This is a genomic window from Sphingobium sp. B1D7B (assembly GCF_025961965.1).
Lineage (GTDB): Bacteria > Pseudomonadota > Alphaproteobacteria > Sphingomonadales > Sphingomonadaceae > Sphingobium.
In genome coordinates this window covers 1,139,005-1,151,472 of the sequence record NZ_JAOQOR010000001.1, presented here as the reverse complement: position 1 = coordinate 1,151,472, position 12,468 = coordinate 1,139,005, and the positions used below count along the sequence as shown (strand labels likewise).

Genomic DNA, 12,468 nt, shown 5'->3' with positions numbered 1-12,468 from the left:
AACGCGGGCGATCAGTCCGCTTTCCGCTTCTCCTCCTCGGCTGGAGCGGGCGCCGGCGGCACGGGCAGCTTGCAGCCTCGGCTGACCGCCAGCCCGCGCAGATAGCCCCGGCGCGCGACGCCACCGTTGATGGCAGCCTGCAGGCGACGCTCGGCCCCTGCCGCGCCGCTCACTTCACGAACGAGGCCCCGGAACGGAATGATCGAATTGACGATCGCCGCGCCACCGGCGGCCGCGAGGTTGCCGAACTTGTTCTCATTGGCCTTGCTGTTGGCATCAAAGTCCGGGCCCAGCACCGCATTCAGCTCGGCGATCTGGTCGATCACCGCGCGGCAACCCTTGCCGGCCGGCGCATAAGGCTGCTCGACAGCGCGGGCCAGCACCTCGGGGATTTTCGTTTTCTCGATGCCCACGTCCCGCGCGGGCTGCGTCACGATCTCGCCCGCTTTCTGCGCTGTCTTGTCCTCTTTCTCGGGCTCGTTCTGCGCAAGCGCGGGAGTTGCCGCAAGGACGGCGCTGAGAAGGGCGGCGCGGATAAGCCTGTTCATGATGACCGTGTCTCCGACCGCAACAGCTGCGGTGCCTGCAGAATTGCGATCCCTGCCATCTGGTTCCCGCCGCTTTGCACGATCTCTGCCGGCGGATAGCCCCAAAAACAAGGCGGGCGCAGCCTTCGCCGCGCCCGCCCTTTTCGTCTGACTGCCGGGCGTGTCATCACGCCCGTGGCAGGATCACTGATAGTTGACGCGCAACCGCAGGCCGATCGTGCGCGGCGTCACCCGGATGCTGGAGGTGTTGAGCGTGAGCACAGCCCCGTCATAATCGCCGAGATTTTCGCCGAACAGCGTCAGATCATAGGCCTTGTACCGCAGGCCGATATTGGCGCTGTATACGCTATAGGCCTTCACATACTCGCCGTTGGTCTGCAGGCGGTTGCCATTGTAGGTCCATGCGACGTTGAACAGGCCGTTGAGGTCACCGCCAAGCGATGTCTCATAGGTCGCATCCACGCGGGCGTTTTCCTCGAGCGTGTTGACCAGCCGCGTACCGGGACGCAGGTACGGCAGGCGCGCCTGCACGGCGGGATCGACCGTGTCATACTTGCCCTGGTTGATGTTCGCGACTGCGCTCAGCGTCAGCCCGTCCAGAGGCGTCCGCCAGCGCATCTCGATATCGACGCCCTTGCTGGTGCCGTCACCGAAGTTCGAGAAGCCAGAGACGTTCGCGTCCAGCGTCGGCGTCGGCGTCAGCATGTCCTCGAGCTTGTTGACGTAGAAGTTCAACCCGACGTTGAGCGTGCGATCGGGCGAGCGCCACTTGATGCCGGCCTCATAGTTGGTCGAGCTTTCGGGACGGGTCTGGGTGCCGGCAGGGATGCCGACGTCCGCAAGCAGGTCCGCCTGGATCTGCGACTGCACGATGCCTGGACGGAAGCCGGTCGCCGCCGTAGCGAACACCGTCAGATCATCATTGGGCACATAGGAGAGGTTGACGCGCCAGGTCGTCACGTTCTTCTTGTTCGTGTTCGTCGTGTTGGCGTCTTCGAACGTGCGCTTGTCATGATAATAGCGCAGGCCAACCCGGGGACGCAGCTTGCCATCGAACAGGTCGTAACCCAGTTCGCCATACACCGCCCAGTTCTTGGTGATGGTGTTGTTGTCGGCATTGGTGTCGATGCCCGCAACGGGAATGCGCAGATAGTTTTCCTGCGGGCCGCTGCCGTCCTGATAGGCGCCGCCGAGCAGCCAGTGGAACGGACCGTCGGTCGTGGAGTTGATTCGCACTTCCTGGCTGAACATGTCCGGGAAGAACTGGCTCGAGAAGGCACCCGCCGGCGCGATCGGCACGTAAATGCCGAAATTGCCCTTGAGATAAGTGGTGGCGCTGGAGATCGAGAAGGTATCGAAGTCCAGGCCGGCCGACAGGCTGTAAAGCTTGAAGTCGCCATTGCCGAAGCTCGGCTGCGCCGCCGTGTTCGCGTAATAAGGCGGCTGGGTCGGGCGAGACCGCCCAGAAACTGCTGGCGCGGACGGAAATGCCAGTACTGCGCGCGGATATTCAGGTTGTCGACCGGACGGAACAGCGCGACCACGCGAATGTCGTCGTCGCGCACCTCGTTCACGCCCTTGCGATCCGGCGTGCCGTCGAACGCACCATAATATTCGTCCGCCCAGCCCGGATTATAGGAGTGGCCACCGCTGACGCGGACAGCAAGCACATCCTTGATGATCGGGACGGAGACGACGCCCGCGACGCCATAGTTGAGGCCACCGGCCCCGCGCGTCTGAGAGGCCTGCGCCTCGGCAGCGAACTTGATCTCGGTCAGGTCAGGATCGCGGGTGTGGAAGATGAACACACCGCCGGCCGAACCCTGGCCATAGAGCGTGCCCTGCGGACCGCGCAGAACCTCGACGCGGTCGAGGTCGAGGAAGCGGATCGGCGGCGCAATGCCGAAGTTGGTGACCACGAACGGCACGTCGTCGACATAATAGCCGATGGCCGAGTCGCCATTGGCAGCGCCGGCGCCGGCGCCGCGGATGCTGAACGAGCGCGAAGCGACCGACTGGCGCTGGCTCTCGGAAATACCCGGAATCGCCGTGGCGAGGTCCGCGATATTGTTGATGTTGCGCTCCTTGAGGTCCTCACCGCTGAACGCCTGGATGGCGAGCGGCACTTCCTGCAGCGCCTGCACACCGGACTTCTGAGCGGTGACGATGATTTCGTCAGGCGCGGTATCAACACTGTTTGTGGTGGTCTGCTGTGCGCGAACTGGCGCTGCACCCATGACAGCCATCAGTGCCAAAACCGCAACACCGGCGTGAAGCCGCTTCATCATCCATCTCCTGCAAAAAACAAAATCGAGCAATCGATTGCATAGAGAGATGCATGACAATGTCCAACGCACGATGCGCGCGCAGACCAGTTTATGGTGGAGTGTTACCGAAATGCTACGGTCATCGGCGACGCGGGGCGTCCCGATTTACGTCTATCAACCGGCTTTCAGTACAATCGATTACCGGCAGCACGTCAACCCCCTTGGTGCAAGCTAGGACTGAAACACCATGCAGCCCGCTCGTGCGCGGATAGGAAGAGCGCGCGCCTTCGGTGCCCCACGCCACGCTCGCCCTGTGCAAAGCCGCGCCTTGCAGGATCGCCGCCCCAGCCCCTATAGCAGCGCCACATTTGGTGCCGGCCCGACCACGCCCGGCGCGCTCGCTCCCTGGATTAGACGCTTGCTATGACGATCCCTTCCCGCCGCACGTTCGCGATCATTTCCCACCCGGACGCGGGCAAGACGACACTCACCGAAAAGCTGCTGCTCGCCGGCGGCGCCATTCACCTCGCCGGCGAAGTGAAGGCGCGCGGGGCGAACCGGCGCGCACGCTCGGACTGGATGAAGATCGAGCAGCAGCGCGGCATCTCGGTGACCAGCTCGGTCATGACCTTCGAGCGCACCCAGCCCGATGGCAGCGTGATCACCTTCAACCTGCTCGATACGCCGGGACACGAGGACTTCTCGGAAGACACCTACCGCACCCTGACCGCCGTCGACAGCGCCGTGATGGTCATCGACGCTGCCAAGGGCATCGAGCCGCAAACGCGCAAGCTCTTCGAGGTCTGCCGCCTGCGCAACGTGCCGATCATCACCTTCGTCAACAAGGTGGACCGCGAGGGGCGCGACAGCTTCTCGCTGCTGGACGAAGTGGCCGACGCGCTCGCGCTGGATGTCTGCCCGATGAGCTGGCCGGTCGGCATGGGCGGCGAGTTTGAGGGCATCTACGATTTTGCCACCAACCGGCTCTACCAGCCGGTCGGCCCGAGCAAGGAATTCGACGGCAGCTTCACCCAGCTCACCGGCCTGGACGACGAAAAGCTCACCACCGTCCTTTCCGCCGCAGGTCTTGCGCGCCTGCGGGAAGAGGCCGAACTGGCGCAGGCTGGTTATGCCGCGTTCGACCTGACCGCCTATCGCCATGGCGATCTGACGCCGGTCTATTTCGGCTCCGCCCTCAAGCGCTTTGGTGTCGGCGAGTTGATCGATGCGCTCGCCGCCCACGCCCCGCCGCCCCGCACCCAACCGGCCGAGCCCGCGCCGGTCGAGCCCGAGCGCAGCGATGTGACCGGCTTCATCTTCAAGGTGCAGGCGAATATGGACCCGCAGCACCGCGACCGCATTGCCTTCATGCGCCTGTGCTCGGGCAAGTTCCGCCGCGGCATGAAGCTCACACCCTCCGGCAGCGGCAAGCCGATCGCCGTCCACTCCCCGATCCTGTTCTTCGCGCAGGACCGCGAGATTGCCGACGAGGCATTCCCCGGCGACATCATCGGCATCCCCAATCACGGCACGCTGCGCGTGGGCGACACGCTGAGTGAGAAAGCGGACGTGCGCTTCACCGGCCTGCCCAATTTCGCGCCGGAAATCCTGCGCCGCATCGCGCTCAAGGATCCGACCAAGACCAAGCAATTGCGCAAGGCGCTGGACGACCTCTCCGAGGAGGGCGTGATCCAGGTTTTCTATCCCGAGATCGGGAGCCAGTGGATCATCGGCGTCGTCGGCCAGCTGCAGCTCGATGTGCTGATCAGCCGGCTGGAGGCGGAATATAAGGTCGGCGCGGTGCTGGAACCGGCGCCGTTCGACACGGCCCGCTGGCTGACCGGCGAGACCAAGAAGCTGGAAGACTTCGCCAGCATCAATCGGACGAGCATGGCCAAGGACCGCGACGAGAACCCCGTCTTCCTCGCCAGATCGGCATGGGATGTGGGCTATCAGGCCGAGCGCAACCCGGACATCAGTTTCAGCGCCACACGCGAGCGCTGATCGGAGGGGTTAGCCCCGGCCTCCTGCTCACTTACCCGACATCGCTCTTGATCAGCTTGAGTTCGGTCGGCTGGCCGCTATGCGTCATGCGCCCGTCGATCTGGCCGCCGGTGGCGATGGTGATGCGCTCATAGCTCACATCACCGGTGATCCGGGCTGTCGCCTCCACCACCAGCTCCTCCGCCGTGATCGATCCCTCGATCAGGCCGCCGATCCGGGCGCTCTTGGCCTTCACATGGCCGGCGATGCGACTTTCGGCGCCTTGCACCAGCGCCGCGCAGGCAATGTCGCCCTCGATGGTGCCATCGATGTGCAGATCCACGCTGGCTTCCAGATTGCCCGTGATCCTGACATCGCTGCCGAGGATCGAGAACGGCGTGTGCTTAGCCCCGGTTGCCACTGTCGGCGACGCGCCGCTTGGCCGTTTGCTGGACTTCGAGAACATCCCTGCGTGCCTCCAGAAAGGGACGCGGATTGACGGCCGCGCCATGGACATGGACTTCGAAATGCAAATGCGTGCCGGTCGAACGGCCCGTGGATCCCATGCGCGCGATCTGGGTGCCGCGTGCCACCTTCTGGCCCGGCTTGGCATTGAAGCCGGAGAGGTGCGCATAGAGCGTCGAGAGGCCCTTGCCATGGTCGACTTCCACGACATTGCCATAGCCATGCTTGGTGCCGACGAAGGTCACCGTGCCGGGCGCGGCGGCGAGGATGGGCTGACCCATGCGTCCCCGGAAATCGATGCCGCCGTGGAACGCGAGGCTGCCGTTGAAGGGGTCACGCCGATAGCCATAAGAACTGGTGGTCATCGGCGCGGCCGTCGGCTTGCCGGAAGGGATCGCCGCCAGCGCAGCTTCCATGGTGTTGAGACGGGTCAGCAGCAGGGCGATATCCCGCAGCTCCGGCTGGTCGGCGACAATCGAGGCGACGGGAATGAAGGGACCGCCCTGCCCCCGCTCGCGCACCGCCATGCGGGCCGGATCGAGGCCGAAACTGCGGATCGCCTTTTCGACCGCCGCAAGGCGATGTTCGACCGCGCCAGCCAGGCGCGTCTCGAGCACTTCCTGATGACGCCGTAGCGCCTCCAGCCGCGAGGCCTCGGGGGACGCCGCGCTCAGCGGCTTGCTGACCTCCGGACCGTCAGCGGGCGCACCTGCGCCGCCCTCTTCGATCCCCGTGCCGAGGCTGGAGCGCAGCAGTTCATCGAGGGCCTTCTGCCGCTGCTCGATATCCTGAGCGATATCGTTCACCGACTCGCGATAGGCCTTCACCTTGGCCTGCTGGGAGAGAACCTCGGCCCGATCCCGCGCGACATGGCCGCGCTCGAGAAGCAGGCTGGCCTGATTCCACAGGATCGCAAACGTTCCGATGGCCCAGAGCAAAGCCAGCACCGCCAGCGCGCTGGCAGCGACGATCTGGAAGCGGGTGGAGATACGGATGAAGCGCACGCGTCCGCCAGTGCGGAGAAAAATCTCCCGCTCGGGCGCGAGAGACAGCAGACGTGCGATCACACCCCCGGAATTGGTTTTGTCAGCGGACAAGGATTGCTCTGTTCTATATCGTTTGAAGTGCCACGGCGGCTACCAGAGCGACCCATCGCAAGCGAATCGCGGCGCCAAGCCCTGCGATGAGTCGAAAAGTGGACACGACGAGTCGATGAATGATGGTGGAACGGCGGCGCGTGTTCCGCGTTGGTTCGCGTCCGGTTGCCACCAAACCGCCGCCGGGCACTGCGTCGAGTCGCATCATTTTGCGATCCCCGTCACGCCTGCCTACCAGAGCTTGTTGGCGCGATAAATTGCAGCCTTTCTAGAAACAGGCGACGCTGGGCGTTGCCATGCACGAACAGCCTGTTTATAGGCCGCTCTCAGCCGGTACGGGACGCCACTTCCCCCGGTGAGCGCGGAGACGTGGGTGAGTGGCTGAAACCAGCGGTTTGCTAAACCGTCGTAGCCTTAAGGGGCTACCGAGGGTTCGAATCCCTCCGTCTCCGCCATTTCCTTGTTCGCCCGACTTCGCCGACGTCCCCTTTTCACCGGAATTCCGGACTTTTCTGGGTTTCCGCCTCCGCGTCCATTCGCGCATTTTCGTCCACATCCGACCTTGGGTGTGGGGATGAGTGTGGGGAAGGAACTTTCGCCGCTACCCTAATTGCGGTACATGTTGCTCATGGGAAAGCTGACAGCGATTCAAGTGAAGAACCTGACCGAGCCCGGCAAATACGCTGATGGCGATGGCCTGATGCTGCAGATTGGCAAAACTGGCGGTCGCAGTTGGATCCTCCGTATACAGACCAACGGCAAGAGACAGGACATCGGTTTGGGCAAGGCCGAACTGGTGTCGCTGCGCGAAGCGCGAGAAAAAGCGATGGAACTGCGCAAGGTCGCGCGCAGTGGCGTATCTCCGCTGGAAGAGAAGCGCCGTGTGACCGTCGTCATTCCGACCTTTCGCGAGGCGTCTCGTTTGGTGCATGCCGAGCAATGCAAGGCCTGGAAAAATGGCAAACATACCGATCAGTGGCTGACGACCCTGGAAAAATATGCCTGGCCCAAGCTTGGCGATCTCAAGGTCGATGCGATTGACGGCCCCCTGATCCGCGATGTTCTCGCAGAGATTTGGCTGGACATCCCGGAAACGGCACGGCGGGTAAAGCAGCGGATCGGGGCTGTGCTCGATTGGTCTTATGTCAAAGGCTATCGCGCGACCGAGGCGCCGATGCGCTCTCTCGCACGCGGTCTACCCAGGCAACCGAAGAAGGACGGGCACTTTGAAGCACTGCCTTACGAACAGGTGCCGATGTTTGTCCTTAGTCTTCGCGAGCGTAAGCTCAGCATCAGCAGGCTCGCTTTGGAGCTTTTGCTCTTCACCGCCGCGCGATCGGGAGAAGTGCGGGGTGCACGGTGGAGCGAGCTTAATGCCGACCGTTCCGTCTGGATCATCCCGGCGGAGAGGATGAAGGCGGGCAAGGCGCATTCTATTCCATTGTCGACGGCCGCACAGGCTGTGCTCCGTGAGGCAGAAAGCTTTCGGGTCGACTACTGCGATCTTATTTTTCCAGGGCAAGGCCGACGGAGTGTTGAGCGGACCGTCGATAGCAACACGCGGTTTCTGATGTCCGATATGACCTTGCTCCAATTGGTGCGCGGCATGGACCTCAACGTGACGGTCCATGGATTTCGATCCAGTTTTCGGGACTGGTGCGCCGACCAGACCGACTATCCCCGTGAGGTCGCGGAAGCCGCTTTGGCCCACACACTCGAGAACAAGGTGGAAGCAGCCTATCGGCGCACAGACTTTTTCGAAAAGCGCCGTGCGCTGATGGATGATTGGGCGAGCTATTGCGATAGCGCAGCCTAGCTGCGCTGCCGTTCGACGAACGCCTCGAGGCTCGACACCAAAATGAGGGTCGCCTTCCCAATCTTGATCGTCTCAATCTCCCGCTTGCCGATGAGAGCGTAGAGCTTCGTGCGGCCGATCCCCAGCATGGCAAGGGCATCCGGGACGCGGACAGTCAGTTGGCGAGGCGCGTGAAACATTTGTGCGTGGGTGTTCATGATAATGGTCTCCTGCCCGCGCCTGTGCGGGCCGGCAGGAACAAGCGCATCATCTGGGCCGGGCGCGACAAGATCCACTTGTGAGAACGGTATTCACAAGTGAAAGTTTTCAAATTCTGCTTGCAATCTCGCTCGATATTGAATTCGCGCGCCAGACATCGCCCAGATCCTATAGCGGCAAACGCTTCTCTGAGAGGGGTAGGAAAATCTTACTAGTGCCATTTGAGGCGGCCCCAGACATTTCATTGGGTGCGTCAAAATGCGTCGTGGCTTCACGATTTAAATAGGCGCTATGCTCGCGAAGATCCGCGCATGAGCACTGATCGAGCGTTGCAACATTTTCGAAACAAGAAGTAAGCGGGCGAGGAGGGGAGCTAAGCGCCGCGCGGAGTGGGATACGCCAGTTGGCGATGCGTAGAGCGGGACAAAGACGCCTCTTCAGATCAGCATACGAGGACGGCGGACGTCCGCGGCGCGACATCGCGCATGTTGCAAAGTGTCGAAACTCGGGGAGAGCCGCGTGGCACCTGACCACCACGACGACCATCCGTCCCACCTGGCAACACCCCCATCGCGGCAGCTAGAGCAAACTGGTCTCCGGCAGGCCCGGGGCAGCTATGGCTGCCGCCAACCAAGAGGGTTGAAGTTGGCGATGCACAAATGGGCTGATTGGGCTGATGTCGCCCCGATAACCGACATTCCACTGCTTCAAATGGCTCCTCAAAAGCTGCCCTTCGTTCAGCATACTGGCGCGGCCTAGCGATCGACCGACGTTGGGACATTCCTGTCTTTCGCGACCTACGTGCAGAGCGGTAGCTCTTGTCAGAACCGGACGTTCAGCACTCGCTCGTCGGTGCCATTTCGGCGCTACGCGGATTGTTGTCTTGCTCTCTTCGAGCGCCAAGCGGTAACTAGAGAGGCCCTCACGAAGCATCGAGCGTGATACGGCAAAATAAATCTGGGGGGATATGTTCCTTGCTTCGGACATTTGCGCGATGCCGGCCGTGTGCCGGTCTTTGCCGGTGGGGTGCCGACCGGGCATGTCGACGATAGGATACTGGGCTTCTCAGCAAAGGTTGAGGAGTCACACATGAAGCAGATCATCCCCGATGGCCCGCGCATTGAAGCGTTGCGACTTGGGCTGGAGAGCAACGCGACCCAGAAGGAACTCGCTTACGCCGTGCGCGTCAGCGAACGCAAATTGCGTCAGATTGAGAACGAGAGTGCTCCCATTTCCGTAGCGACTATGGACCTCTTGGCAAAGAATTTAGGCGTGCACCGTGAACAGATTACGGTTCGGCAATCTGCCTTACAGCTTGTCGCCGCGGACGGCGAAACCGTGTTTGATACGATCCTTGCTGACCTCCGCAAGGATCGGCTCGTTCCGCGCTTCGACTATGATCTCGCCAACGTAACAATGGATGAGGGCATCCTGTTCAAGGAGGCCAGCCACGTTCACGACTTCGTCTGCGAGATCATGGTGCCTTTGAATGAAGAGACCGGCGAATATGCCGAGGAGCTGATCGCGATTCTCACGTCCCTGACGTGGAGCGAACGGAGCAGCCTGGATCGCCCGACCTCGGTGGAGGAGATCGCGCTTCGCCGCCGCATCCGACAGCTCATGGTCCTCCTGCGCGGCAACGATATCTGGATCTATCATACACACCTGTTCCGGACGCTGCCGGAGCGCCACACGCTTCCGCCCGAGGATGAGCCGAGTGAGATGCGCTCCCGCTTCATCATCGCGCTCGCTCCGCCAGGCGAATATGGCGAAACCAGCGTGCGGGTGCCGGTCGATCATGGCCAACCGTTCGTGCTGAAGGGCTGGTGACGCGCCATGCTGCAAACCGTCAAGAAGATCGCGAAGCTCGGCGTATTCGACAGCTTCGTTGCCGCGAACGATCTGCCTGAATTTGCGCGCTACAACTGCATCTACGGTCATAATGGGTCGGGTAAGACAACCCTGACGCGGTTGCTCGCTGCGCTGGGCGACGGCCAGCACCCGGATTATCCCGACCTGACCTACGAGATCACGTCCGCCTCAGGGAAGGTCGGCCACGGCACGCCCTATGGGCGCAAGGTGCGGGTCTTCAACGCAGATTTCATCGAGGCGAATATCGGTCAGTTCAAAGGCCCGCTTCGGCACATCCTGATCGTCGGCGAAGAGAATAAGGCGCTCGCGGAGGAGGCGAAAGCCGAGCAGGCAATCTATGATGCCCGGCTGACGCGGATCCGAGACCTCAACGATGCAATCGCCAAGGTCGAGACAGACCGGGGCAAGCGGTTCTCGGAGATCGCGAAGACGATCAGCGAGGCCACCAGCGGCACAGCCCTGCGAACCTATCGCAAGCAAAATGCCGAACAGGCTTTCGCCAAGATCACCGATCCGCAAATCCTGTCCGATGCCGAGCTGGAGCTGCATCGTGTCACCGTCCATCAGGAGCAGCAGGAGGCGATCGCACGGTTCGTGCAGCCGCAGGTCGCCCTGCAAGCAGATGGCGTCGAGCGCAGCCTCGCCGAATGGATCGCGATCGCGGTCGACCGCGCGCAGACGCTCACGCAACGTTCTGCGCAAGGGAACGCGCTGGCGCGGCTGAGCGAGCAGCCCGCTATCGCCAAGTGGGTTGAAGATGGTCTCGCCATTCACCGAGACCATGCCTCAACCTCCTGCGAATTCTGCGCACAACCGTTGTTGGCCGAGCGGATGGACCAGCTTGCTGCCCATTTCGGCGTCGAGGACCAGCGGCTAAAGGCGGATGTCGCGGCTACGGCACAACTTGCCGTGGACATTTTGAGCGCAATTGAGAGCATGGCCCCGCCGCCGCGCTCGGCCTTCTATTCCGAAATGCGCGAGCCTATCGACCAGGCCGTGCAGCTGTTCAGCGACGCCATGACGACGGTCCGCACGGGCGTCGAGCGACTGCTAGAGATCCTGTCGGAGAAACAGGAGCGTCGCACGACCGCTTATGAGGTGATGATCGAAATTGACACACCGGCGCTTGTCGCCACGATCGGCGCAGTGACGGCGCTGGTCGATAAGAACAATGCCAAGACCGCTGCCTTCGCCGAGACACTGACGGCCGCGCGAACGGCGATAGAGGTCCATTATCTGTCGAGCATTGCCAGCGCTGTGAAAGAGCTGAACGACAAGGTCTCAGCAATGCGTGCCGATGTAGCCAAGCTCACCGACGGCGCGGCCGACCTGGACGATGCGCGCGGTCTCAACGCGCTCAAAACGTCGTTCGAGGAAAAGCGCGCGAAGGTATCGAGCGCACACACCGCCAGCGAGACGCTGACCAAGCAGGTCGTCACCTTCCTCGGCCGCAGCGATCTCAAGTTCGAGTCCGACGCACAGGGCTATCGGGTCGAGCGTCGCGGCAAACCCGCCAAGCGGCTGAGCGAGGGAGAGAAGACCGCAATCGCCTTTGTCTATTTCCTGGTTCAGCTCGGCGATCAGGATTTCGATGTTCCGGAAGGGGTCGTTGTGATCGACGACCCGATCTCCAGCCTGGACGCTTCGGCTATCTATCAGGCATTCTCGTTCCTCAAGGCCGGGGTCAAGAACGCCAAGCAGGTCTTCATCCTGACCCACAATTTTGATTTCTTGAGGCTACTGCTCAACTGGCACCAGCATAACAAGAAAGCTGCCCAATATTATATGATCCGCTGCGACGAGAATGGCGACAAGCGCAACGCCAGCATCATTCCACTGGACCCCATGCTGAGAAATTACGCTACAGAGTACCACTATCTATTCAAGCAATTGTATAGCTACACCTGTGACGGCACGATCGCCAACGCCTACCACCTTCCGAACATTGCTCGAAAAGTTCTTGAGACCTTCCTGGAATTTTACACGCCGTCAGCGAAGAAGCCGTACCTCAAGTTGGAGGAGGTGGCATTCGACGAGCATAAGAAAACGGCGATCTACAAGTTCGTGAACGATCAATCCCATCCGACCGGCAAAGGTTTCGACCCCGCCCTCGTCGAAGAGACAAAAACCAATATCGGGTTCCTGCTGGAGATGATCGAGGCGTTGGCGCCGGTTCATTACAACGGTCTCAAGGCACTTTGCACGGCTTGACGCCCTTTGAT

The 12,468-nt window shown here is 61.7% G+C and carries 9 protein-coding genes, 1 tRNA gene and 1 pseudogene; 5 read left to right on the top strand and 6 right to left on the bottom strand.

What is annotated here, in order from left to right; translation table 11 throughout:
* Positions 1–11: 11 nt before the first annotated feature.
* From M2336_RS05370 to M2336_RS18045, 3 genes and pseudogenes are all read right to left on the bottom strand, one after another.
* Complete coding sequence (locus M2336_RS05370; RefSeq protein WP_264574237.1) at positions 12–548, bottom strand: hypothetical protein; 537 nt, start codon at positions 546–548, stop codon at positions 12–14.
* A 183-nt stretch (positions 549–731) separates the two neighbouring features.
* Positions 732–2,042 carry a TonB-dependent receptor domain-containing protein gene (locus M2336_RS05365; RefSeq protein ID WP_264593248.1) on the bottom strand — a complete coding sequence of 437 codons (1,311 nt, stop codon included), beginning with the start codon at positions 2,040–2,042 and terminating at the stop codon, positions 732–734.
* A 371-nt stretch (positions 2,043–2,413) separates the two neighbouring features.
* Positions 2,414–2,785: pseudogene (locus tag M2336_RS18045) on the bottom strand (TonB-dependent receptor plug domain-containing protein); the annotation flags it as partial.
* A 453-nt stretch (positions 2,786–3,238) separates the two neighbouring features.
* Here M2336_RS18045 and M2336_RS05355 point away from each other — a divergent pair.
* Positions 3,239–4,819: a peptide chain release factor 3 gene (locus tag M2336_RS05355; protein WP_264574236.1), complete on the top strand. Its 1,581-nt coding sequence runs from the start codon at positions 3,239–3,241 to the stop codon at positions 4,817–4,819.
* Between the two features lie 31 nt (positions 4,820–4,850).
* Here M2336_RS05355 and M2336_RS05350 read toward each other — a convergent pair whose 3' ends face one another.
* Positions 4,851–5,264: a bactofilin family protein gene (locus M2336_RS05350; protein ID WP_264571390.1), complete on the bottom strand. Its 414-nt coding sequence runs from the start codon at positions 5,262–5,264 to the stop codon at positions 4,851–4,853.
* Positions 5,203–6,360: a M23 family metallopeptidase gene (locus M2336_RS05345; RefSeq protein WP_264574235.1), complete on the bottom strand. Its 1,158-nt coding sequence runs from the start codon at positions 6,358–6,360 to the stop codon at positions 5,203–5,205. The genes M2336_RS05350 and M2336_RS05345 overlap by 62 nt, the downstream gene beginning before the upstream one ends.
* Positions 6,361–6,723: 363 nt before the next feature.
* Between M2336_RS05345 and M2336_RS05340 the strand changes: the two genes are divergently transcribed.
* A tRNA-Ser gene (locus M2336_RS05340) sits at positions 6,724–6,815 on the top strand.
* Between the two features lie 173 nt (positions 6,816–6,988).
* Positions 6,989–8,176 (top strand): tyrosine-type recombinase/integrase, encoded by a 1,188-nt coding sequence (locus tag M2336_RS05335; protein WP_264592629.1) that lies wholly within the window; start codon positions 6,989–6,991, stop codon positions 8,174–8,176.
* On the opposite strand, the gene M2336_RS05330 is transcribed toward M2336_RS05335, so the two are convergent.
* Positions 8,173–8,373: a helix-turn-helix domain-containing protein gene (locus M2336_RS05330; RefSeq protein ID WP_264592628.1), complete on the bottom strand. Its 201-nt coding sequence runs from the start codon at positions 8,371–8,373 to the stop codon at positions 8,173–8,175. The two genes, M2336_RS05335 and M2336_RS05330, sit on opposite strands and share 4 nt — an antisense overlap.
* A 1,090-nt stretch (positions 8,374–9,463) precedes the next feature.
* Here M2336_RS05330 and M2336_RS05325 point away from each other — a divergent pair.
* Both M2336_RS05325 and M2336_RS05320 read left to right on the top strand, forming a co-directional pair.
* Entirely contained in the window at positions 9,464–10,204 is a 741-nt protein-coding gene (locus M2336_RS05325; RefSeq protein WP_264592627.1) for a helix-turn-helix domain-containing protein, read from the top strand.
* A gap of 6 nt (positions 10,205–10,210) precedes the next feature.
* Entirely contained in the window at positions 10,211–12,457 is a 2,247-nt protein-coding gene (locus M2336_RS05320; protein WP_264592626.1) for an AAA family ATPase, read from the top strand.
* Positions 12,458–12,468: the final 11 nt, after the last annotated feature.

Coding starts and splice junctions, on each gene's coding strand:
- M2336_RS05370 (WP_264574237.1), bottom strand. CDS start 548: ATGAACAGGCTTATCCGCGCCGCCCTTCTCAGCGCCGTCCTTGCGGCA.
- M2336_RS05355 (WP_264574236.1), top strand. CDS start 3,239: ATGACGATCCCTTCCCGCCGCACGTTCGCGATCATTTCCCACCCGGAC.
- M2336_RS05350 (WP_264571390.1), bottom strand. CDS start 5,264: ATGTTCTCGAAGTCCAGCAAACGGCCAAGCGGCGCGTCGCCGACAGTG.
- M2336_RS05335 (WP_264592629.1), top strand. CDS start 6,989: ATGGGAAAGCTGACAGCGATTCAAGTGAAGAACCTGACCGAGCCCGGC.
- M2336_RS05330 (WP_264592628.1), bottom strand. CDS start 8,373: ATGAACACCCACGCACAAATGTTTCACGCGCCTCGCCAACTGACTGTC.
- M2336_RS05325 (WP_264592627.1), top strand. CDS start 9,464: ATGAAGCAGATCATCCCCGATGGCCCGCGCATTGAAGCGTTGCGACTT.
- M2336_RS05320 (WP_264592626.1), top strand. CDS start 10,211: ATGCTGCAAACCGTCAAGAAGATCGCGAAGCTCGGCGTATTCGACAGC.